General features: G+C 54.3%; 17 protein-coding genes and 1 tRNA gene. 11 read left to right on the top strand and 7 right to left on the bottom strand.

Features of this window, described 5'->3' with window-relative positions:
* Nucleotides 1-112: 112 nt before the first annotated feature.
* Nucleotides 113-1783 (bottom strand): ABC transporter substrate-binding protein, encoded by a 1671-nt coding sequence (locus ACR3EJ_RS14060; protein ID WP_170539281.1) that lies wholly within the window; start codon nt 1781-1783, stop codon nt 113-115.
* 366 nt (nt 1784-2149) lie between these two features.
* Entirely contained in the window at nt 2150-3049 is a 900-nt protein-coding gene (miaA, locus tag ACR3EJ_RS14055; protein ID WP_170539283.1) for a tRNA (adenosine(37)-N6)-dimethylallyltransferase MiaA, read from the bottom strand.
* Nucleotides 3050-3146: 97 nt separating this feature from the next.
* On the opposite strand from miaA, the gene pyrH reads away from it, so the two are divergent.
* From pyrH to ACR3EJ_RS14005, 10 genes are all read left to right on the top strand, one after another.
* On the top strand, nt 3147-3899 hold the full coding sequence (gene pyrH / locus ACR3EJ_RS14050; RefSeq protein WP_010439624.1) for a UMP kinase: 753 nt from the start codon (nt 3147-3149) through the stop codon (nt 3897-3899).
* A gap of 277 nt (nt 3900-4176) precedes the next feature.
* The gene (locus tag ACR3EJ_RS14045; protein WP_170539285.1) at nt 4177-5403 is read left to right on the top strand and encodes an aminotransferase class V-fold PLP-dependent enzyme; all 1227 of its coding nucleotides are present in this window, start codon (nt 4177-4179) and stop codon (nt 5401-5403) included.
* A 47-nt stretch (nt 5404-5450) separates the two neighbouring features.
* Nucleotides 5451-6884: a cryptochrome/photolyase family protein gene (locus ACR3EJ_RS14040; protein WP_170539288.1), complete on the top strand. Its 1434-nt coding sequence runs from the start codon at nt 5451-5453 to the stop codon at nt 6882-6884.
* Nucleotides 6885-6945: 61 nt separating this feature from the next.
* On the top strand, nt 6946-8154 hold the full coding sequence (locus ACR3EJ_RS14035; protein WP_170539290.1) for an SAM-dependent methyltransferase: 1209 nt from the start codon (nt 6946-6948) through the stop codon (nt 8152-8154).
* Nucleotides 8155-8169: 15 nt separating this feature from the next.
* The gene (locus ACR3EJ_RS14030; protein WP_170539292.1) at nt 8170-8610 is read left to right on the top strand and encodes a TrgA family protein; all 441 of its coding nucleotides are present in this window, start codon (nt 8170-8172) and stop codon (nt 8608-8610) included.
* Between the two features lie 29 nt (nt 8611-8639).
* Nucleotides 8640-9755 carry an NUDIX domain-containing protein gene (locus ACR3EJ_RS14025; RefSeq protein ID WP_170539294.1) on the top strand — a complete coding sequence of 372 codons (1116 nt, stop codon included), beginning with the start codon at nt 8640-8642 and terminating at the stop codon, nt 9753-9755.
* Between the two features lie 69 nt (nt 9756-9824).
* Nucleotides 9825-10859, top strand: coding sequence for a cysteine synthase A (locus ACR3EJ_RS14020; protein ID WP_170539297.1), 1035 nt, complete (start codon nt 9825-9827; stop codon nt 10857-10859).
* The gene (locus ACR3EJ_RS14015) at nt 10859-13306 is read left to right on the top strand and encodes a DUF3772 domain-containing protein (RefSeq protein ID WP_170539299.1); all 2448 of its coding nucleotides are present in this window, start codon (nt 10859-10861) and stop codon (nt 13304-13306) included. The genes ACR3EJ_RS14020 and ACR3EJ_RS14015 overlap by 1 nt, the downstream gene beginning before the upstream one ends.
* A gap of 87 nt (nt 13307-13393) precedes the next feature.
* Complete coding sequence (locus ACR3EJ_RS14010) at nt 13394-14221, top strand: exonuclease/endonuclease/phosphatase family protein (RefSeq protein WP_170539301.1); 828 nt, start codon at nt 13394-13396, stop codon at nt 14219-14221.
* A 64-nt stretch (nt 14222-14285) separates the two neighbouring features.
* Nucleotides 14286-14375 (top strand) — tRNA-Ser (locus ACR3EJ_RS14005).
* A gap of 50 nt (nt 14376-14425) precedes the next feature.
* On the opposite strand, the gene ACR3EJ_RS14000 is transcribed toward ACR3EJ_RS14005, so the two are convergent.
* Nucleotides 14426-15304 (bottom strand): LysR family transcriptional regulator, encoded by an 879-nt coding sequence (locus tag ACR3EJ_RS14000; RefSeq protein ID WP_170539303.1) that lies wholly within the window; start codon nt 15302-15304, stop codon nt 14426-14428.
* Between the two features lie 97 nt (nt 15305-15401).
* Between ACR3EJ_RS14000 and ACR3EJ_RS13995 the strand changes: the two genes are divergently transcribed.
* Nucleotides 15402-16709 carry an aminotransferase class I/II-fold pyridoxal phosphate-dependent enzyme gene (locus ACR3EJ_RS13995; RefSeq protein ID WP_170539306.1) on the top strand — a complete coding sequence of 436 codons (1308 nt, stop codon included), beginning with the start codon at nt 15402-15404 and terminating at the stop codon, nt 16707-16709.
* A gap of 85 nt (nt 16710-16794) precedes the next feature.
* Here the strand turns inward: ACR3EJ_RS13995 and ACR3EJ_RS13990 are convergent, their stop codons facing one another.
* The 4 genes from ACR3EJ_RS13990 to ACR3EJ_RS13975 form a co-directional block, all read right to left on the bottom strand.
* The gene (locus ACR3EJ_RS13990) at nt 16795-17547 is read right to left on the bottom strand and encodes an outer membrane protein (RefSeq protein ID WP_480423003.1); all 753 of its coding nucleotides are present in this window, start codon (nt 17545-17547) and stop codon (nt 16795-16797) included.
* 77 nt (nt 17548-17624) lie between these two features.
* Nucleotides 17625-18869 (bottom strand): DUF3179 domain-containing (seleno)protein, encoded by a 1245-nt coding sequence (locus ACR3EJ_RS13985; RefSeq protein ID WP_170539308.1) that lies wholly within the window; start codon nt 18867-18869, stop codon nt 17625-17627.
* A 45-nt stretch (nt 18870-18914) separates the two neighbouring features.
* Entirely contained in the window at nt 18915-20582 is a 1668-nt protein-coding gene (locus ACR3EJ_RS13980) for a sulfatase-like hydrolase/transferase (RefSeq protein WP_170539310.1), read from the bottom strand.
* 99 nt (nt 20583-20681) lie between these two features.
* Nucleotides 20682-22322, bottom strand: coding sequence for a sulfatase-like hydrolase/transferase (locus tag ACR3EJ_RS13975; RefSeq protein WP_170539312.1), 1641 nt, complete (start codon nt 22320-22322; stop codon nt 20682-20684).
* Between the last annotated feature and the right edge of the window lies 1 nt (nt 22323).

The following is a 22323-nucleotide window of genomic DNA, read 5'->3' as shown; positions in this document are numbered from 1 at the left end:
CCTGTTGGTCGGCCAGCATGAATGCCAAACGGCTTCATGCATCGCTGTTATTATGGTCGCCGTGTTCAGGACGAAAAGGCCGCGCCAGAGCGGCGCGGCCTTTGTGGTTTGGTTAGGAGATGATGCCGAACTTATATAGCTGCGGCAGGTCGGCGATGTGTTTTTCAACACCCACCATGTTGTCACGATGGTGGCGCATCGCCGTCCGCCAATAGGGCTGGATGGTCACACCCTCGTCAATCATGATCGCCTGCAGTTTCGCCATCACTTCGCGACGTCTGTCGACATCTGCGATCGAGTTTGCCTCGGCCAGCAGAGTATCGAATTCTTCATTGGCAAAACCGGATTCATTCCACGCGACGCCTGACTTATAGGCCAGTGCCAGAACCTGAGTGCCCAACGGGCGGTGGTTCCAGTTGGTCGACGAGAAGGCGTATTTCGTCCAGTCGTTCCAGAAGGTTGAGCCCGGCAGAACCGTATGCTTGGCCTTGATGCCCGCGTCGTTCAACTGCGCGACCACCGCAGCGGTGGTGTTACGACGCCAGTCATCGTCAATCGACTGAACTTCGTGTTCGAAATCACCCATTCCGGCTTCGTCCATCAGGGCCTTCGCCCCCGCTGGATCATACGGAATGCGTGTCACAGCTGAATCATACTCCGGATGCATCGGGCCGACATGACAGTTATCGGCGGGGATGCCGTAGCCTGACATGCCCAGTTCCAAACACACTTCGTTATCAACGGCCATAGCCAGAGCCTGACGCACGCGCTTGTCGCCATAGATCTTGTTGCCATTCGCATCTTCAGCCAACTGGTTCGGGCGGATAACGATGGTAAAGCCTGATGGAATTTCCGAGCGGACGAGGCCGATGCCGTCGAAGATGTCGACAAATTCGCCGACCGACTCCCAGTTCATGTCGATCTCTTCGGCCTCATAGGCTGCCAGGAAGGCTGCCGGGTCGGTGCCGTAGTCGATGAACTCGATCCGGTCGATATAGCCGCCCTTGCCGGCCTCATAGCCCCACCAGTCAAAGCCTTCGTTGCGAACCAATACACCCTTAACACCCACTTCGTGGCTTTCCGGGATCATGAAGCCCGTACCAACGGGGTTGGAGAGCATGTCGTTCGCGTCAAAACTGCTGTGAACGATGGCGCCCGGATAGTCGGCCATGCCGGGGATGATTGTGATGTCGGGCGCGTTGCATTTCAGTTTTACGGTGTGCGAGTCAACAACGGTGATGGCACCGTCGGCTGCTTTCTGCGTTGACTCGTCGACCAGTGACGCCATGCGCGATGCCATCGAGTTACCCTCGAGAGACGAGTCACACCAGCCAGCAATGTTGCGCGCCACGTCTTCGGCAGTGAAATCGTCACCATTGTTCCACTTCACACCTTTGCGGACGTTCAGTGTGTATTCTGTGGCGTCATCATTGGCTTCCCAGCTTTCCAGCAACATCGGCTTGAATGAACCGTCGTTGTTGTATTCGACAAGGTATTCAAGCCAGCCCGCAGTGAAGGTCGCAATTTGCGTCCAGTCATAGGTGCGAGGATCTTTCAATGCGCGCACTTCCATCTGGTAGCGAATGGTGCCGCCTTTCTGGGGCTCCTGCGCTGCAGCAGGTGATTGCAGACCGATCATGCCATATGCCACCGGAACGGCGACGCCAAGTGCGGTTACCCGCGCCATGAACTCGCGCCGACTCAGATTGCCGTCGCGATACTCTTGAGCATGCATCTCTGCCGCCCAGTGCATCGGCTTTCCATTGATTGTCTGGTTTTTCATAGATGTCTCCCTGTGACACTAGTTATTAGGTAAAGTTCGCGTTGTGATTGATTGAAACGGGCGCTACGGCCAACGAATTGGATCGATTGACCGGGCCGCTGGCTTGTTTTCTTGACTATTGAACATCCCCATGACCTCCATTCGGCACCAGTTTCATTGCGGCGTCAATGTCGGAAATCGTCATTGATGGTACAAAAACGACATCAGGCGGAAAAGTAAGCCATTCAGGATTATTTCGTGGTGCGTTCGCACAACTAGCCGAAAGCACCGCGGATAGAATTGACAGTCACGCTGCAACACATTCGGTCGTTTTTTTGGGGAGAAAACTAAGAAATCCAACTGCTTCCAATGCCCGAGGAATGCCCCTTACTGATGAGACGCGGCATCAATGTGGTGCCAGGATTTCATGCGGGCGCGAAACCAAGTTCGTTGTCGTTTGGCAAATTGACGTGTAGCTATTGTTGCCCGATCCCTGGCTTCTTCCTGGGACATGCGGCCTTCTAGGCATGCCATCAATTCAGGCACGCCAATGGCCTTGAAGGCTGGTAGAGAAGGGTCAAATCGGTTCTGCATCGCGGCCACTTCGGCCATGGCGCCTTGATCCAACATCTGATCGAAACGACGATTAATACGATCCAGTAACCAGCTTTTTTCGACGTCGAATACAATCGGAACTGTATTCCCCAGATCCACAATCGGGGCGGGTGTATCAGCCTGCCAATCAGCAAGCGAGCGGCCGGTTGCGGTCTGAACCTCCCACGCGCGTTGAACACGGGCTCGATTCTGGGTGTCGATCTTCTGCAGCGTTTGAAGATCAAGACCTTCGATCAGCTTTCTTAGTGATAATGCGTCCGCCTCGGCCCGAATTTCAGGAGGGGTTGCAGGTATCTCGGCCATCCCTTCGGTCAGCGCAGTGAAATACAGACCTGTACCCCCCACAATGATAGGGCGCTGTTTTTGTCTTAGCAAAGGCGTGACGTCGCGAAGCCAATGTCCGGTGGAATAGGTCTGATCATATGCGACATGCCCGTACAGCAGATGTGGGGCACGTTTTTCTTCTTCGATCGAGGGACGTGCAGATATGATGCGCCAGCAATCATAAACCTGACTTGCGTCGGCATTGACGATCACACCACCGCAGCGCTCCGCGACCAAAAGCGCCAGCGCTGACTTTCCCGAAGCCGTAGGCCCAGCGATCAGCACCGGTTTGTCATCAGGAATCGGAGGCAACTGCGCCCAAAGCCGGTTCTCATTTGTATCGGCCATCGCTGATTGCCTCATCCCTGACTATCCGCATTGAACCTGCGGAGGTTTTGCTTCATTTTGCGCCGGAAAATAAACCCGTGCCAGCCCGGAGCGCAACATGAGCCTTTCCCCTTCTGACGAGACCACTGAGACCCCGAAAACAACGTATGACCGCGTCATGTTGAAGATTTCGGGCGAGGCCCTGATGGGGGATCAGGGATTCGGACTTCATCCGCCAACCGTCCAGCGCATCGCACAAGAGGTGAAATCGGTACACGATCTGGGTGTCGAAATCTGTATGGTCATCGGTGGTGGCAACATCTTCCGGGGGCTTTCCGGCTCGGCACAGGGGATGGAGCGTACGACCGCCGATTACATGGGCATGCTGGCAACGGTCATGAACGCGCTCGCAATGCAATCCGCGCTTGAGGCGGCCGGGGTCTTCACCCGTGTCATTTCGGCCATTCGGATGGACGAAGTGTGTGAGCCATATATTCGCCGCCGCGCTGTACGCCACCTTGAGAAAAAACGGGTCTGCATCTTTGCGGCGGGAACCGGGAACCCCTATTTCACCACTGACACCGCCGCCACATTGCGCGCGAACGAGATGGCCTGCCAAGCGATCTTCATGGGTAAGAATGGTGTCGATGGCGTTTATGACAAGGACCCAAAAGAACACTCGGACGCGGTACGTTATGACAATGTTTCGTATGACGATGTGCTGGCTAAACGCCTGCGAGTGATGGATGCATCGGCCATCGCCTTGGCACGTGACAACAATCTGCCGCTGATCGTTTTTGGTCTGGATGAGCCCGGCGGGTTCCGCGGTATTTTGGCGGGTGAGGGCACCTATACCAAAGTCCAGGGATAGCGCATCAATTAGCACATAGACCGGGTCTAGCAGCCCGGTTCTTTTTTGGCGCTAGATATGAAAAATGTTATCAGCACAGTGACTTGACCTAATCTTTTCCGTCTGACTATCTGTTCCTGTTTGTTTGCAGCAAGCTGCCATCAGAAGGACTGCTGCCATAGCATGTCCTCTGATGGGGATGGCGGCCGGACAGTAATGCCTTGGTTGTTTTGGAAGTGCCCAGACCTTGCGCGGGCGGATTTCCGAAATGAGGCATGCGATCAGGGAGAGACGTGTGATGGGCACACTTGATATCGATTTCGTTAGGGCGCAATTCCCGGCCTTTTCTGAACCCAGCCTGAACGGGCAGGCCTTCTTTGAAAACGCTGGTGGATCTTATACCTGTAAGCCGGTGATTGATCGCCTGAACCGGTTTTATACACAGCGCAAGGTCCAACCTTATGCGCCATACGAAGCCAGCCGTCTGGGCGGCGAAGAAATGGATGAAGCGCGGATGCGGTTGGCCGCGATCATGGGCGTGGATACGGATGAGCTGAGCTTTGGCCCCTCAACGACTCAGAATACCTATGTTCTGTCGCAGGCCTTTCGTCAGTGGATGCGGCAGGGTGATGCCATCGTTGTGACCAATCAGGACCACGAGGCCAATACCGGCCCCTGGCGTCGATTGGAAGAAGACGGTATCGAAATCCGCGAATGGCAGATTGATCCGGACAGTGGATCGCTAAACCCACAGGATCTGGAAAACCTGTTGGACGAGAAAGTCCGCCTCGTTTGCTTCCCACATTGCTCAAATGTCGTCGGCGAGATTAATCCAGTGACCGAAATCACGGCGATAGCGCATGCCGCGGGTGCGTTTGTCTGTGTCGACGGAGTTTCCTATGCGCCACATGGCCTGCCGAACGTCGGTGATCTCGGGCCCGACATCTATTTGTTCTCAGCCTACAAAACCTATGGCCCGCACCAAGGCTGCATGGTTATTCGACGCCCTTTGGGTGAGATGCTTCCGAACCAGGCCCACTATTTCAACGGTGGCACGCTCTATAAACGGTTTACACCAGCCGGCCCTGATCATGCGCAGATCGCCGCGAGTGCTGGCATGGCGGATTATATCGGTCTGCTTTGCGATCATCACGGCGGGCCGGAAACCGGGGCGTCTGCGCGCGGTGGATTTGTTCATGACCTGATGCGCCAGCACGAAATTGCGTTGCTGCAGCCACTGCTCGATGCAGTCAAAGATAGAAACACTTTGCGTTTGATTGGGCCGTCCAAGGCCGAACAGCGCGCACCGACGGTGGCGTTAAGCCTAAACAAAAAAGCCGAGGCTGTTGCAGCTGAGCTTTCCAAACACGGGATCATGGCAGGTGGTGGCGATTTCTATGCGCATCGCCCTCTGCAGGCCATGGGTGTTGATCCAGATCAGGGGGTTCTGCGGCTCAGCTTCACGCACTATACAAGTCATCAGGAAATTGATCAGCTTTTGCAGGCGCTTGACCGCGTTTTGTGATCCAATATTCGTACCGGTTCGTATTCTTCTAAAAACAAGAGGCGGATATGGATTCCGGGCGTTCTCCGATCATTTTATGGTTCAGGCGCGATCTGCGATTAAGTGATCATCCGGCGTTGACGGCGGCGGTGCGGTCGGGTCGCCCGATTGTACCCGTATTTATTCTGGACGATCAGGTTCAAGCATTGGGCGCAGCGCCCAAATGGCGTCTGGGTTTGGGTCTTGAGGCTTTTGCAATGACCCTTGATCAGATCGGCAGCAATCTGATCCTGCGCCGGGGGACTGCGCTGAAAGTCCTGCAAGGTCTGATACACGAAACCGGAGCAGGAGCTGTATTTTGGTCGCGAGAGTATGACCCGAAGGCGATCAACAGGGACATGCATATCAAGGCGAGCTTGAACGAACAGGGGATCGAGGTGCGATCCTTTGCAGGGCATCTTTTGTTCGAACCTTGGACGATTGCGACCAAAGCGGGGCAACCGTTTCGTGTATTTACTCCGATGTGGAGGTCGGTGAGCGGACGAGATGTTGCGATGCCAGCACCGACTGCTGCACGAATTGCCAAGCCAGATCTTTGGCCTGCTTCTGATCGGCTGTCCGATTGGAATCTGGATCAGGAGATGCAGCGTGGCGCGACGATCGTACGACCGTTTGTCCGTCCTGGAGAGGCTGCGGCTTTGGATCAGTTGGATAGGTTTCTGGAAAATATTGATCAATATCAGGAAGCGCGAGATCGATTGGATCAGGTTGGTACGTCTGATCTTTCAGAATACCTCTCGTTAGGCGAAATCGGGCCGCGCACAATATGGCACCGGGTGCAAAACGCGGATCGCACTGGTTCGCGCGGGGGCGAGGCCTTTCTACGGCAGCTTGTGTGGCGTGAGTTCGCTTATCACCTGATGTACCATTGGCCGCATCTCCTGACCGACAATTGGAAACCTGAATGGGATGCGTTTCCGTGGAATACTGATCCCGACACGCCTGAAGTCCGCGCGTGGAAGTTGGCCAGAACTGGGGTGCCACTTGTCGATGCGGGGCTAAGGCAGATGTACGTGACCGGGCGGATGCATAATCGTGCACGGATGATTGTGGCGAGTTATCTAACCAAGCATCTGATGACGCACTGGAAAATTGGTGCTGATTGGTTTGCCGATTGCCTGATTGATTGGGACCCAGCCGCAAACGCAATGGGATGGCAGTGGGTGGCGGGTTCCGGGCCAGACGCAGCCCCGTATTTCCGTATTTTCAACCCAGAAACACAGCGCGAGCGATTTGATCCACATTCGGATTATCTGAATCGTTGGATTGCTGAGGGTCGGTCTGACCCGTCCCCAACCGCACGCGCCTATTTTAGTGCCATACCGCGGTCTTGGGGGCTTTCTCACGAAGACAGCTACAGCGCTCCAGTGGTAGGGCTGAAAGAAGGTCGCATCCGAGCATTGGACGCGTATGAAACCAGAAAAGTTCCGGTAAGGAACTGAAAACTTGCCATAAACCGAATCCCGTCCTAGCTTTATTCTGCAACCGCAGAGGGGAGAGCGGATGTTCCTGACGAGCACCGAAGGGCAGGAGGACCTGCCAAGATATTTTGCACAAGTCTTCAAGATGCTGAGCCGCATGGAAAGCGGCCGCCTTGATATCGCTCTGCCGGATGGTCGGGTGTTTCGGGCGGATGCACCTAAAGCCGGTCCAGTTGCCCATGTGGATATCCATGATCCCGACGTATTTGCCAGGCTGCTACGAGAAGGAGAACTGGGGTTTTCGGACGGCTATCTGGAAGGCGACTGGAGCACACCTGATCTGCGCAGCTTTATGGACTTGGTACACTTGGGAACTGAAACCGTTTATGACGATTTCACGGGCAAGTTCCTGGTTCGCGCCTACGAGCGTCTGAGGTTCTGGTTGCACCGCAATAATCGGACGCAGGCGAAGAAGAACATCTCGTATCACTATGATCTTGGAAATGATTTCTATGGCATGTGGCTGGATGACACGATGACTTATTCCAGCGCCATTTTTGAGACCGGGCAGGAAAGCCTCGAGAATGCGCAGACCGCGAAATATGCCAGTTTGGTGGATGAAATGGGGGCCAAACCTGGGGATCATATCCTTGAGATCGGGTGCGGTTGGGGCGGCTTCGCCGAATATGCCGCCAAAGAGCGCGGGCTCCGAGTCACTGGATTGACGATCAGTCAGGAACAGTTGAAGTTCGCGAAGGAACGCATTGAAAAGGCTGGGCTATCGGATCTTGTAGATTTTAAATTACAGGATTATCGCGATGAACAGGGACAATATGACGGTATTGCATCAATCGAGATGTTCGAAGCGGTTGGTCGAAAATACTGGCCAGCATATTTTAACACTGTTCGTGACCGGTTGAAGCCCGGTGCGCAAGCGACATTACAGATCATAACAGTCGCGGATCACCGCTGGGAAGTTTACAAGAATGGTGTTGATTTCATACAGAAATACATATTTCCGGGTGGCATGCTTCCCGCCCCGTCCATCCTGAAAGAGCAGATAGATCAGGCGGGGCTTCAAGTGGTACGCTCAAAGGAATTTGGCCAAAGTTATGATCTGACACTGCGCCGCTGGTACGACACCTTCAACGCCAAGTGGGACCAGATCTCAGAGCTAGGGTTTGATGAGCGTTTTCGCCGCATGTGGAATTATTATTTAACTGCATGCGGCGCAGCCTTTGACACCGGCAATTGTGATGTGACACAGATCACTATAGCTAAGCCAAGTTGAAGAACGGAACTACGAATGCCTACAGCTTCCCGCCTCGTCGCCGCGTTGTGTCTGCTGGTCATTGCCTTCCTTGTTTCAAGTATGATCATCAACAATGGTGAAGAGGGCAAAAGCTATGGCTGGTTCACATATGTGAACATGTTGTTAGCGGTGGCCTGTGGTTGGGTTATCATGGGCAAGCGGGCAGGCCGGGGTTGGACGGCTGCAGTTAACAATGGTCTGACTGGTGTTGCCGCGCTGGTTTTCTGGGGATTGTTCGTTCAAGGCACCTACGAGATGTTCAGCCAGGCGATGCGCCATCGGTATGGCGGCCCATTTGAAGCCTTGCTGGAAATCTTCAAGATCGGAGTGGCCTATGGTGAACAACTGCTGCCCAGTGAAATTTTGATTACGCTTGGTATTGGTGCGGTGGTCAGTGGGATACTTACCGAAATCGCCTTTCGACGCTGGCGTTAAAACGGATCTGCCAAGTCAGGGCTCCTACTTTGTCTAACCTGTTTTTCTACGGCACTTTGCGCCATGCGCCTTTGCTGGAACTCGTGATGGGTCAATCTGCGGACGAATTGTCGGCGAAACCGGCAATCTTAGCGGATCACGCGGTGTATTCAGTAAAAGGCCAGCCTTTTCCAATGATCGTTGCTGAAAAAGGCGCAACGGCAGATGGCGTATTGGTGCAAGGATTGGGTAAGGACGAGCTTGCCCGATTGGCCTTTTATGAAGGCGGCTTCGAATATGATCTGCGCCAGCAAACGATCGAAACCAGCGAAGATGGGAATCATCAGGCATTGGTGTTCTTTCCCGAATCGGAGGCATGGAAGACCGACACTCTCTGGGATTTTGAGGCATGGAAAAATGATTGGAGCGCTTTGTCGATGCTGGCGGCGCAAGAGGTTATGGCCCAGTATGGGTGTGTTGACGCCTCGACGATTTCAAATAGTTTCCCTGCGATCCGCATACGGGCATGGGCCAGACTCGCAGCGCGTCAGCGAAGCACCGGAGATGCCCGGGATACCAACTATGATGTCGTAATCCACCAACGCAACCACCCTTATGTCAGCTATTTCGGTATCGATGAGATAGAGCTGCAGCACCGTCAGTATGATGGCAAGATGGGGCCTGTATTGCACCGCAGCGGCTTGATGCAAGGATCTGCAGTCATCGTCCTGCCTTACGACCCTAGGCGCGATACGGTTTTGCTGGTCGAGCAGTTTCGCGCACCTGTGTTCTTGATCGACGACCCCGAACCATGGATGTGGGAACCGGTCGCCGGTATGATTGACCCCGGCGAAACACCCGAGCAGGCAGCGTATCGTGAGACACAGGAAGAGGCGCATGTTTCTCTGTCTCGGCTGGAATATGCAGGCGGTGCCTATACATCCAGTGGATCGTCAACCGAATACGTCTACCTCTATGTCGGGCTGGGTGATCTGACGACGACCGTTGAAAGTGGTGGTCTTGCCACGGAAGGGGAAGATATTCGGAGTAAAATTCTACCGTTTGACGAATTCATGTACATGGTTGATACCCATGTTTTCAAGGACTTACCGCTTCTTTCGTTGGCACATTGGCTAGCGCGAAATCGCGAACGTCTGCGCGCATAACTATCCCGGCTTGTGATCAAGTCAGGGCGCCTGTAAATCTGCTGCAATACCATATGACAAGAGGACGCCATGCGCATTGCGAAAGACCTTGCCGACGCGGTCGGTAAAACACCCTTGATCCGGTTGCGTCGCGTCAGCGAAGAGACAGGCTGTGAGATCCTCGGCAAAGCCGAGTTCATGAATCCGGGTCAATCCGTCAAAGACCGTGCGGCGTTGTTCATTATCCGCGATGCAATTGCGCGCGGAGACCTAAAGCCCGGCGGCACAATTGTCGAGGGTACGGCGGGTAATACTGGTATTGGTCTGGCATTGGTCGGGGCCTCAATGGGTTTCAAGACGGTGATCGTCATTCCTGAGACTCAATCGGAAGAGAAGAAGGACATGCTCCGACTTGCCGGAGCTCAGCTTGTGCAGGTGCCTGCTGCGCCTTACCGCAATCCCAACAATTTTGTGCACTATTCCCGCCGCTTGGCTGAGGAACTTGCCCAGACCGAGCCCAATGGTGCCATCTGGGCGAACCAGTTCGACAATGTCGCCAACCGGCAGGCGCATGTGGAAACCACCGGCCCAGAAATCTGGGACCAAACCGGTGGCAAAGTTGATGGCTTCGTCAGTGCGGTCGGCTCGGGTGGAACCCTAGCGGGTGTCGCCGAGGTTTTGCAGCCCAAAGGCGTAAAAATCGGACTGGCTGATCCAATGGGGGCAGGCCTTTATTCTTATTACACTACGGGTGAGATCGCGATGGAGGGCGGCTCCATCGCCGAAGGCATCGGACAGGTTCGGATAACGAAGAACCTAGAGGGGTTCACCCCTGATCATTCCTGGCAGATCACCGACAATGACGCGTTGCCCTACATCTTTGATCTGCTTCGCGAAGAAGGTCTGGTGATGGGCGGATCAACCGCGATCAATATCGCGGGCGCTGTACGTCTCGCGAAAGAGATGGGGCCGGGGCACACCATCGTGACCGTATTGTGTGACTTTGGAACGCGCTACCAATCCAAATTGTACAATCCTGACTTCCTGCGGGAAAAGGAACTGCCTGTTCCGGATTGGATGACCGAAGCACCGCGCAGCATTCCCGGCGTGTTCGAGGACGTGTGATGCTGCGACAGGTCCGCCTGTTTCTGTTTCTAAGTTTATTCTGCCTGATCGGGCTGGGTGGGATCGCATCTGCCCAGCTCACTGACCGGCAGAGTGAATATTACCAGGGCTGGGTCAGTACGGCGGATCGGGCGGAATCTGTGATTCGCGCGAACCGGGCATCGAATGCCGCGTTAGAGAATTTGCGCTCAGAAATAAACGGTTACCGCGAAGACTTTAACATGGCGCGCGGCGCAAACACGGATCGTATTCAGACGCTTGAGGGCCAGCTTAAGGCGCTTGGCGCGAAGCCGGCAGATGGCGAGACCGAGCCTGAAGATATTGCAAAGCTACGCACACATCTTGAAGAGCAACTTAACAGTTTGCGAGTGCCGCGCATAATCTCGGAAGAGGCTTTCAGCCGGGCCAACGGATTAATCAGCGAAATCGACCGGATCATTCGTGACCGTCAGAAAAAAGAGATGCTGGAACGCGGGCCATCGCCTTTCAACCCCGTTTACTGGGGCCCAGCCTGGATCGACGTCAAGGAAGCGGCGCAGAGCCTGATCAATGAAACCGTCACGAATATGCGGTCTGACATCGTTCATGAGCGCATTCGTGAGCGTGGTCTCGGCATTTTCGTTCTGTTGGCCATATCTGCGGTATTGCTGCTATTTGGTCGCAAGTGGTCCGAAAAAGGGGGCGCTTTTCTGCGTTCTCTGGGGGGGCGCGGAAGTGGAGTCTGGACCTTCGTCGTCTCTCTGCTGCGCATACTGCTGCCTTGGTTGGGCGTTCTGGCATTGGTCACGGCGATCGTGCAGACTGGTGTTCTGGGCTTGCGCGGTACGTTGCTGATTCAGAATATTCCTTATTGGGCTGCCATCATCTTCTACTTTGACTGGATCGGTCGACAGGTCTACCTGATGGGGGCCTCTCAGAATTTCAAACGATTGTCGGCAGGCAGAATTCGAGAACTGCGGGTCTATATCGATCTACTGGCCGTTATGCTCATTTTGCATGATCTGGTTTTGCTATTTGAGCAGATTGAGAATATTTCGGACGCAACACGAGCAGTTGTTGGTTTCCCGATCGTATTGGTTACGGCGCTGCTGCTGCTACGTGTGCGTCAGGTCCGCCAATCAGAACCACCGGAAGAGCAAGCCGATTCAGAAACGTCTCGCAGAGCGGCTGGTTTTAGTCAGTTGGTTGAATTGCTGCGGCGCGCTTTGTTCATACTTGGGATTGCAACACCGATACTGGCCGCGTTGGGGTATATCAATGCCGCCGAAGCAATCGTTTTCCCAGCCGTGAAAACACTGGTACTGATCGCGGCTCTTGTGATCATACGACGGTTTATCACCACGATTTACGGTTGGTTATCGGGGCAGGGGGAGGCCGCGCGCGATTCTCTGTTTTCGGTTCTTGTTGGGTTTGCGCTGGCGATATTGTCGCTGCCTATTCTGGCGCTGTATTGGGGTGCACGCGAGACAGACCTGCTTGAGGCCTGGTCACGATTGCTGCTGGGATTCGATATCGGCGGCGTCACGATTTCACCCAGTAATTTCCTCACCTTCGTTGCAGTTTTTGCCATCGGATACACATTGACCCGCCTTCTGCAAAGCGGGTTGCGCAACTCATTGCTGCCAAAAACCAGTATCGATCCCGGCGGGCAGAATGCCATCGTATCGGGAACCGGCTATGTCGGAATATTCCTGGCGGCGTTGGTCGCCATTGTTGTTGCTGGATTTGATCTTTCCTCCTTGGCGATCGTGGCTGGTGCTTTGTCGGTTGGTATCGGTTTCGGTCTGCAAACCATCGTGTCGAACTTTGTTTCAGGGATCATCCTGCTGGTCGAACGCCCGATCTCAAAAGGCGACTGGATCGATGTCAACGGCATGATGGGATATGTTCGTGATATCTCGGTCAGGTCCACGCGGATCGAGACTTTTGATCGGACGGATGTGATCGTTCCCAACTCAGACCTGATCAGCGGAGTGGTCACCAACTATACCCGCGGCAACACCATTGGCCGGGTGATCGTTCCTGTCGGCGTGGCTTACGGTACTGACACCCGAAAAGTCGAAACCATTTTGGGTGAGATCGCCAATGGGCATCCGATGGTTCTGGCCAACCCAGCGCCGAGTGTGGTGTTTCAAGGATTTGGTGCGGATTCACTGGATTTTGAAATTCGGGCAATACTGCGCGATGTGAACTGGGTGCTATCGGTCAAATCCGACATGAACCATGAGATCAACCGCAGATTTGTTAAAGAGGGTATCGAGATTCCGTTCGCTCAGCGCGATCTGTGGCTGCGAAATCCTGAGGTGCTGACGGGCCAATCTGAGGAGGCTAAGCCCGACGAAGACCTATCTACTGCTGCCCCTTCCGCAAAGCCTGCCGATTTGACAGCTGATGATCTGGACTCTGCAGGAGACGCAGATGCAGACGCGGATGGCGACGGTCGCTAAACGCGACACATCAAGCATTTTTCCCAAGTGATTATCGGATTGTTACATTTCGATGTAGTCTGATTTTTATTTGAAGGAGGAATTTCGATGGTAACTTTCTCACACAGCCTCGTGCGTATTGCAGTTTGGAACCTTGCAGGTTTCAACCCGGTTAACACAAGTCTGGGCATACCGGCCAATAGTGAGCGGGTCATCCACCAGATTGAAGGCTTGGCTCTGCTTGATGCCGAGTTGATCACGCTGGTCGAGGTTAGCCCAATAGAACATATCAACCGGTTGGCAGCGGGTTTGGCGGACAAGGGCTTGGACTATCAGGTCAAGATCCTGCAGCAACCCAACGGCAACATCCACATTGGATTTCTCCACAAACCAGGGGTTTCGTTGACGGAGCTAGAGTTGATTGACGGTTCGGAAGGTAATGATTCCGGCGGGCGTCAGGCCCTTATCGCCGATGTGCAGGTCGGCAAGTTCAAAGCCAAACTGATCGCGGTGCACCTGAAATCCGGCCGTGATCGGCCTGAACAACAGATACGTGATAGCCAATGTAAGATCATCGGTGCCAAGATCGCCGAAATCCGAGCGACACCGGGCCTGACTCAGCGCACGATCCTGCTGATGGGCGATTTCAACATGATCCCCGGTCAGGACGTCAGCAATTTCCACCATCTTGGTGGGGATGACATGATGGACTTTGTTTCGTGCTGGGATTTGCAAGACCGGTTCTCGCATATTCTGGAAAAGGGTCGCGCCAACCTGCTGGACGGGTTCGCTGTTTCGCGAACCTATTCCACCGACTATGTCCGCGGCAGCCTGCGGTTATTTCCGATGCATTGGACAATGAATATGGGGCGCGAGGCGTTCAAAGACGAGGTTTCAGACCATCTGCCATTTGTCGCCAGCTTTCGTATATTTTGAGCCACCTGTTTTTGAGAATGGGGCCTTGCGCTCGGTTCAGAAATTCGCATAAGTCACCTCTACCGGAGAGGTGGCCGAGTGGTCGAAGGCGCACGCCTGGAAAGTGTGTAGGCGGGAAACCGTCTCCAGGGTTCGAATCCCTGTCTCTCCGCCACTATTTCAAGCCAAATTTTCGCGGGTGCTCAGCTGCCCAGTTGGTCTTCATTAGTTTGATAACAACGCAACGACTTGACTTGTTTCAGATCTTTGTCGCGTCTTCGAAGGCAATGAAACAACAAGAGATCGACCTGTCGGACAAGAGCGCGAATGCGCAAACAGAAGCGTTTTGGATTCCAGTGCGTCTTCGATCAGACACAGATGCCCCATCAGCAAACCAGCCGATGCTTTGGCTTCTTCTACAGCAAGGCTATAGAGTGAGAACTGCGGGCCGCTTGCGTCAATTTGCAAATCAAAGCCCACATTTCGGGACCACGTGAACCAATCGTCGTTCCAGGTCTGGTCGTGCAAAATCGGTATCTCTCGGAAACCGTTTGAACAGTGCGCTCGGTCCAGAAGTGTAGGGGCGCAAACTGGCGCGATTACGTCTTGTGCCAAGGCAATTTGGTTTGACGATCCGTCCGGAACTGCGAAAAATATCGACAGATCAAACATCTCTCGCGAGAGACTGGGCGGAGTTTCCATAGCGGTGACAGAGAAATTGATCTCCGGCAATTCTTCTCGGATCCGTCGCAATCGTTTTGGAAGCCAGAGCTGGGCAACGGCGGGCAGGGCAGCGATATGAAAATCAGCGTTTGGTTTAAGGTCGCGCAGGGCACGTGCTGCATCAGCCATTTGATCAAAGGCAGCGGAGAAAACCGGGACAAGCGATTGCCCCTCAGGCGTGAGTTCAACTCCTTGCGCGTTGCGTCGAAACAGCGGTGTACCGGCCCAGCCTTCCAGTGCCTTGATATGCTGCGAGATCGCCCCGGGCGTGACGTTCAATTCTTCAGCTGCAGCAACAAAGCTGACGTTTCTAGCCGCCGCTTCAAAGGCCCGCATCGCATTCAATGGAGGGCCTTTGGGGCGCTTGGGGGCAACACTCATTACACAAGCCTTAGTTTTTCTACACCAAGAAATATCATTTCTGCTTTGCGGTGTCACGCGACTGCCGCCAAAGTGGCAAAAACTAGGAGGATGTCAGATGACACTTGCACAAAGAGACTGGGTGCCCACTGCAAGCGAAGCACTGGTTCAGGATATCGCAAAAAAGGCGGCATCGGCATCTTCAGATGACCTGATGGCGCGGATCGAGCATCTTGCACATGAAAACCGCCGCATACACGAGCAAGAGTGCTTTAACCTGAACCCTGCCACAAATGTCATGAACCCAAAGGCCGAGGCGCTTTTGTCTTCGGGGATTGGGTCGCGGCCCTCGCTGGGCTATCCCGGTGATAAATATGAAATGGGTCTCGAAGCAATCGAACAGATTGAGGTTGTCGCTGCAGAGCTTTGCGCCGAGGTTTTTGATGCTAGGTTCGCTGAGGTCCGGGTGCCCTCTGGGGCGATTGCCAACCTCTATGGCTTTATGGCGACCTGCAAAGCTGGCGACACTATCATAGCCCCACCTGGATCAATTGGGGGGCATGTAACACATCATCTGGCGGGTTGCGCGGGTCTCTTCGGCCTGCATACCGTCGAAGCTCCTGTTAACGCTGATGGCTATACCGTCGATCTGGATCAGTTGAGAGCGTTGGCAAAAACCGAACGACCAAGGCTGATCACCATCGGTGGCAGTCTTAACCTGTTTGAACATCCCGTCGCCGAAGTGCGTGCGATAGCTGATGAAATCGGTGCCAAGGTTATGTTCGATGCGGCCCATCAATGCGGCATCATCGCGGGGCGCGCTTGGTCCAACCCGTTGAAAGAGGGTGCACATTTCATGACCATGAGCACTTACAAAAGCCTCGGAGGACCGGCTGGGGGTCTGATCGTAACGGATGACGAAGAAATCGCAAAAGCGCTGGATGCAATCGCTTTCCCTGGCATGACCGCCAATTTCGATGCGGCCAAAACTGCGGCGCTTGCTGTCACGATGTTGGACTGGAAAGCGTATGGTTCTGCCTATGCGAACGAGATGATTGCGATGGCCAAAGCTCTCTCCAACTCATTAGATATAAAGGGTGTTCCCGTCTTTTCTGGAACACAGGGCTTCACCAACTCTCACCAGTTCGCGGTATTGGCTGCCCCATATGGAGGAGGTCAGGCCGCATCTAAGCAGCTTCGCAAATGCGGGTTCCTCGCTTGCGGTATTGGATTGCCGGTGGAGTTAGTGGAAGGCGATATGAACGGTCTTCGTATCGGCACACCAGAACTGGTGCGGTGGGGCATGACCTCTGGGGATGCCGAGTGTTTGGCTGATTTGATAAAGCGTGGCCTGGGTGGGGAACAAATCCTGTCAGAGGTATCCGCATGGCGTCGCGAATTTGACACGCTGCATTATGTGAACTGAGAACAGGATGGCCGACTATGTCGCTGAACATTGTCGGCCACGCCAATCTTTGTTGGTTGAGCCAATGCAAACTGCCTATCGCAGATCAAAAACGGTAGGTAGCACCCAACAGCGGACCGGATTGATCAAACTTAAAGTCGTTACCATCGATGTCGTGGTCAAATGAGATATAGCGATACCCACCCCGGATCAGCCAACGGTCATTGATTGCGTAGTCGGCAGTTAGAAGAACTTGCCATGTTTCGCTCCCGCTCCGGAAACCGCCATAATCAATAAACCCGGTACCAGACCATTTGTCAGAGAACCTGACACGTGCGCGGGCACCAATCACAGGATCAGTCCAGCTTGCATCGACCGTTGTTCGGCGCCCAGGGGCAGCACCGGGTTGCAGGTCGAATTCAGTTTCAGTGCTGAACCACCTAAAGCCGCCGACGATATCAACATATGCGTCTTGATCGTCATAGACCCGATATCCTGCATATCCGCTCAGAAACTGAGTGGTGAAAGAGGTGTCCAAGCCCGAGCTCGCCGGGCCAGGTGTGTCGCTGCTGAAAGACAGATTTGTATAATTGTAGTCTGCCAGGAATGACCAACGCCCATTGGTCGCTCCGAATGCAGCCATAAAGGCAAAGTCCAAATTCTCCAACGCGTCGGAAAAGCTTAGCGTGCCATCTAATGTGCCCAGCGGGGTATCCAGCGACGTTTCTGTTTCCGGCATGAACAGGTAGATTGAGGCCTCGTATGACCAGTCAGACTGTTGGGCCGAGGCCATTGACGCCATTGCGCCCGCCAATGAGATTCCAAGGAGTGGTCCTCTGCAATTTCGTGTCGCACCCATTATTGCTCTCCCGTTAAAGGTCTTGTTTCGAATTTTCGTTACTGTGCAGCGAGAATCTGCGCAGTTTTGACTTGCGGTCAGGCTACCGCGTCGTCGGTTTTGCCTGAACCAACGCCAACACGATTGACATCAGTGCTCGGAAAGAACTCGGACCAGACATGCCAGAATATGCCTGCACGCAGAGTTTCGACCCGCTGTAGTTGCCCTTGATCAGACATTCCCCAAAAGTCGCATTTGGTCACGGGTTGCCCACTGTCATTGTACCAGACGCCTAAACTCTCATATTTCGGATCAAGGCTGACGACGACATCCCGACCTCCGACTGTTGCGTTAACGATCCAATCGTTGTCGACGACGAAATCATCGGTCCAGCAGGTGGCATCCTGCCCAATGGCAATCCCCCAGACATAGGTTTTATTCGGCAACCGGTCGTCTGAACGATCCATGTTGTCCATCACCGGAGCGTCTTCCTGATGTTGACGGCCAATCCCCCACCCAAAGGTGATTTCGGTCATCATATCAAGCAGGCGCAGCAATGGGTTCGGGGAAGGTTCATTCAGGAAAACCTCTCCATCCGGGTAGGCTTTCTGAAAGCCGCGAAATGTCATCCGGTAGGTAGGCCACGGCTTCATCTGGGCCTCGGGCCGGAGAGGGCATGCGAGGCCATCTGTGTTTGGGTTCTGGTCCGCTTCACGAAAGCCATATATCTGCTGAATCGGCTCGCCGCTTTCGTTGTCGCGCAGGATCAGGTTATTGCCGTGCTGGGCGAGAACCTCGAGATTCAGGCGCTTACCCTCTATTCTTGGAGTGTACCCCTGACCGAGATTGGCCATGGCACAATACGTCATGACGACGTCCTCTCCACCAAGCCCTTTTTCATTACCGGCAAGATGCGGTCGCATGATCTGCGCGTCGGGGTGTGCACGAGCGTGGCCGTTGTTGTCGATCACCATCACGGGCGCGGTCGGCCCCACGTATTTACGGGCCTCGTCAATGGGGAAGTACTGCGCGGTATTTAGTTGGTTTCTCAGCCCCAGATGAACCCAGACGTATGGGAACCCATAGAAGAAAAGGACCAGCACTGCCGACACCAGCCACAGCCAGAACGGACCTGCACCAAGTATGAAATGTACAAGTGTTGCGACCGCAAATGCACCCAACCCAATGGCGATCAGGCGATATTCATGACGAATGAAGCGCACCATATTCTCGCGCTTCACTTTCAGCAGCATCTGGGACACATCGCCAAGGTCTCGGAAATAGATGAACCCGATCCCGAGTGATCCAATCAAACCCAGTGCAAAAAGAAGTAGTCCAATCATGTCATGATCCTAAAGTCTTGAGCGCGTGATTTCCGTTGCACGGTGTTATTGCTGCGGGGATTGGCGTTTGATCAGGAAAGCCTCGACCGCTTGCTGGGTTTCGGGGCGTATGTTCTCGATCCCCTCATAGGGCACGCCATAGGCTGGCGTGGTGTCGGGGAATTTCTCTTTGCGGGCCATATGTCGGCCAAGAATGCGTGCGAATTCCTGCCCTCCCCAGGCGCCAACCTCGGTTGAGACTGAATATTCCTCGCGCGTGTCCCGGTAGAGATCAAAGAACTTTGCCAAAATAGCGCTTTCGCCAGGTCCCGGCAGTTTCAGCTTAAGCTGGTCCTTCACGATCGCCTCAGGTTTGTTCACGGAATAGACGATGACGTGATCGCGTCGGGCCTTGGATTCGTCAGCAAACAACAGGGCGGCAGATTGGTCCACGCCATCCACCAGACGATCCCGCGGAATATACTGATCTGCCCCGGCAAAGCGCGACAGCGTTGTATAGAGGTCCGAGACATGGATGATGCTGTTGAGCAACCCGTCAGCCTCGATCATGCCGGGCCAGCGGATGAAGGCGTCGACTCGGATACCGCCCTCGGTCGTATCGCCTTTGCCGCCCGCATAGATCAGCGGGGTGAACCCGGATTGCGGCGCGTATTTGGTGAAGTGGCCGTTATCCCCCATGACCACAACCACGGTGTTTTCCGTTAAGCCCAGTTCTTCGATGCGCGCAAACAAGTCGCCCAGCCACTGATCCAGTAACTGCATCTTGTCGACATACAGACCACCATTCACGCTCTCTGGTCCTGATCGCCCGGCCCGGGTGTTGTCCAGCGGGATCATCGGCCAGTATTGCAGGAAAAACGGGTCTTCCCCACTTGCGAGGCGATCCAGTTCTTCCATCGTCTTGTCTTGAAATGCCTGGTTCATCTCATCGTATTTTGCAGCGTTCCAGCGCTCTCCGGTTTCCATACGAATTTCGCGGATAGGCCCGCCGGTTTCCCCTTCGATGACCGTCATCATCGCGGCCGAGTCCGGCCGGAACCAGCCGTCTAGCGTGTATTTGTCGTCATAGTCCCGGATTGCGACCGAGACCTGTTCTTTGATCGCATCATCATTGAAGATCGTCAGCTGGCCTTGTTGGTGGATGGCGTGCTGGGCATAGTCAAATCCCTGATTCATCGCCCAACTTTCGGCGATATCACCCATGTGCCATTTGCCGACATGGCTGGTCGCGTAACCCGCCTGCTTCAGAATCTCGGCCAGGGTGACTTCGTTTTCCGGCAAGCCAAACCCGGCAATGTCCACCGTTGTATCGCCCATACCCATGCGCACGGGCAACCGCCCGGTCATCTGCGCAACCCGAGTCGGCGTGCATGAAGGTTCAGTATACATGCGCACCATTCGCATGGCCTGATCCGAAAAGTCGTTGATATTCGGAGTCCCATAACCTCGCACTGCGTTGAGCTCGGGAATTCCCATATCGCCGAAGCCCATATCGTCGATCAGAACGCTGACTATGTTCGGGGGCTGCCCATTGTTGCTGTCGCTAAAAGCGGCCAGAGCATCATCAACAGCGGTATCATCCTGTGCCCATTGTTCTGCGTGTTGTGCCTGCAGAATGTAAAACTCGGCGTCGTGTTGAATTGGATTGTCTTGTGCCAGCGCGGCCTGTGCTGCAAGACTGACAGACAAAGCCAATACCCCTGAAATCTTCATCCCATATTCCCCGGTCATCTGCTTGGTGGAAGGCAAACGCTTTTGCAGTTGCCTTCACATTTAAACATTATCATATGTAAACAAGAATTTCTGTAGATTTCAATTTTGCCAACCCATGAACACATCACGGGTCAATTCTGATTCCGGGCGCAGGTTGTCGATGCCCTCATAGGGGATGCCGCGACCGATCTCGGAATGCGGATGTTTGGCTATCATTTTTTGATGGCGTTTGATCATGTCCTGAAACGAAGCTCCGGCCCACAGCGAGTACCCAACCAACGGGTGCAGTTCACGTGGATCGCGATAGATGTTGAAGGTCGGGGCTGCCGCACCGGGTTGGCCGGGCGCGGGCAGGTGCATCTTGAATTCCTGCTTAACCACTGAGCGCAAAACAGGGCCTTCGTAGACATACACATAGTCGCGTCGACCATGACCTTCACCATTCAGCAACAGCGCCGTCTGATCGATCCCGTCGATGATGCGGTCACGTGGGATATGATCAGTCGCACCTGCAATCCGCGCCATGGTGGTGTAGATGTCCGACACGTGAAAGATATCACCGGCTGCGCTGTCCGCTTCGATCACGCCGGGCCAACGTATGAACGCGTCCGTGCGTACGCCGCCTTCTAGATGCTGGGTCTTACCACCGCGATAGATCAACTGATTAAGGCCCGAGGTCCCCTCGTAGTGGTACATCAGCCCATTGTCGGCCATCAGTACCACAATCGTATTGTCGGCTTCTCCGGTCTCTTCAAGCTTGGTCAGAAGATCACCGATCCATCCATCCAATAGCTGCAGTTTGTCGGCGTGAAAGCCACCATTGCGAGAGAGCGCCTCATCCGCATAGACGAAATTAAGGGGGTAGAGAGGCCAATATTGCAGGAAAAACGGTTCTTCTTCGGCTGCAGCACGTTCTAGCTGCTCAAGGGCCTGACGTTGATAGCGTTCGTTCATCTCATCGTATTTGGCTTGGGTCCAAACCTCGCCCGGTGACATGTCCACCTCACGGGCAGTGCCGCCTACCACGGCCTCAACCCCGGTCACCAAACCGTATGGCTTGAAACGTTCGTCCAGAAGAAACTGGTTGTTTTGCCCTTCGGGTACGAATCCGAGCATGTTATTTGCGCGCATCGCCTCGGGGGTCATAAGGCTTAGTTGAACCTGTTGATGCAGGGGAAACGCTGCCCAGTCGAAGCCTTGATTGTGCGGGTAGGCCTGTTCGATATCGCCTTGATGCCATTTGCCAACATGTACGGTGTTGTAGCCAACTTCCTTCAATATCTCGGGCAGGGTTACTTCACTGGCAGGCAGGCCTTCGCCCACCAACGCAACTTTGACTTCTGTTACCCCGGCGCGGACAGGGTGGCGACCTGTAAGCATGGCAGTCCGCGTCGGTGTGCAGGATGGCTCGGTATACATGCGCATCAACGATAGGCCTTCGGTGGCGAACTGGTTGATACTGGGTGTCTCAATGCCCATCACGTAGTTCATCTTGCGGTCACCCATCTGACCAAAGCTGATGTCATCGATCAGAATGTACAGAAAATTGGGTGGATTACCGCCATTCGCCTCGCGAATTTCGGCTAACTTTGCGTCGATCTCGGCATCCTGTGCGTCCCACGCATCGCCGAATTGAACGCGCAGATAGTTGAACTCGCCGTCGTGAATGATAGGAGACTGCTGGGCAAATGCCGTTCCGGTGGACAGAAGTAACGAGGACAGGATGCCTATCAGTTTCATA

This window comes from Ruegeria sp. AB11, assembly GCF_056536325.1.
Note: the sequence above shows the minus strand (reverse complement) of the source record. Positions and strands in the feature narration are given on the sequence as shown.

What these genes read in the sequence shown, in the direction of transcription:
- ACR3EJ_RS14060 (WP_170539281.1), bottom strand. Translation starts at nt 1,783, where the DNA reads ATGAAAAACCAGACAATCAATGGAAAGCCGATGCACTGGGCGGCAGAG.
- miaA (WP_170539283.1), bottom strand. Translation starts at nt 3,049, where the DNA reads ATGGCCGATACAAATGAGAACCGGCTTTGGGCGCAGTTGCCTCCGATT.
- pyrH (WP_010439624.1), top strand. Translation starts at nt 3,147, where the DNA reads ATGAGCCTTTCCCCTTCTGACGAGACCACTGAGACCCCGAAAACAACG.
- ACR3EJ_RS14045 (WP_170539285.1), top strand. Translation starts at nt 4,177, where the DNA reads ATGGGCACACTTGATATCGATTTCGTTAGGGCGCAATTCCCGGCCTTT.
- ACR3EJ_RS14040 (WP_170539288.1), top strand. Translation starts at nt 5,451, where the DNA reads ATGGATTCCGGGCGTTCTCCGATCATTTTATGGTTCAGGCGCGATCTG.
- ACR3EJ_RS14035 (WP_170539290.1), top strand. Translation starts at nt 6,946, where the DNA reads ATGTTCCTGACGAGCACCGAAGGGCAGGAGGACCTGCCAAGATATTTT.
- ACR3EJ_RS14030 (WP_170539292.1), top strand. Translation starts at nt 8,170, where the DNA reads ATGCCTACAGCTTCCCGCCTCGTCGCCGCGTTGTGTCTGCTGGTCATT.
- ACR3EJ_RS14020 (WP_170539297.1), top strand. Translation starts at nt 9,825, where the DNA reads ATGCGCATTGCGAAAGACCTTGCCGACGCGGTCGGTAAAACACCCTTG.
- ACR3EJ_RS14015 (WP_170539299.1), top strand. Translation starts at nt 10,859, where the DNA reads ATGCTGCGACAGGTCCGCCTGTTTCTGTTTCTAAGTTTATTCTGCCTG.
- ACR3EJ_RS14010 (WP_170539301.1), top strand. Translation starts at nt 13,394, where the DNA reads ATGGTAACTTTCTCACACAGCCTCGTGCGTATTGCAGTTTGGAACCTT.
- ACR3EJ_RS14000 (WP_170539303.1), bottom strand. Translation starts at nt 15,304, where the DNA reads ATGAGTGTTGCCCCCAAGCGCCCCAAAGGCCCTCCATTGAATGCGATG.
- ACR3EJ_RS13995 (WP_170539306.1), top strand. Translation starts at nt 15,402, where the DNA reads ATGACACTTGCACAAAGAGACTGGGTGCCCACTGCAAGCGAAGCACTG.
- ACR3EJ_RS13990 (WP_480423003.1), bottom strand. Translation starts at nt 17,547, where the DNA reads ATGGGTGCGACACGAAATTGCAGAGGACCACTCCTTGGAATCTCATTG.
- ACR3EJ_RS13985 (WP_170539308.1), bottom strand. Translation starts at nt 18,869, where the DNA reads ATGATTGGACTACTTCTTTTTGCACTGGGTTTGATTGGATCACTCGGG.
- ACR3EJ_RS13980 (WP_170539310.1), bottom strand. Translation starts at nt 20,582, where the DNA reads ATGAAGATTTCAGGGGTATTGGCTTTGTCTGTCAGTCTTGCAGCACAG.
- ACR3EJ_RS13975 (WP_170539312.1), bottom strand. Translation starts at nt 22,322, where the DNA reads ATGAAACTGATAGGCATCCTGTCCTCGTTACTTCTGTCCACCGGAACG.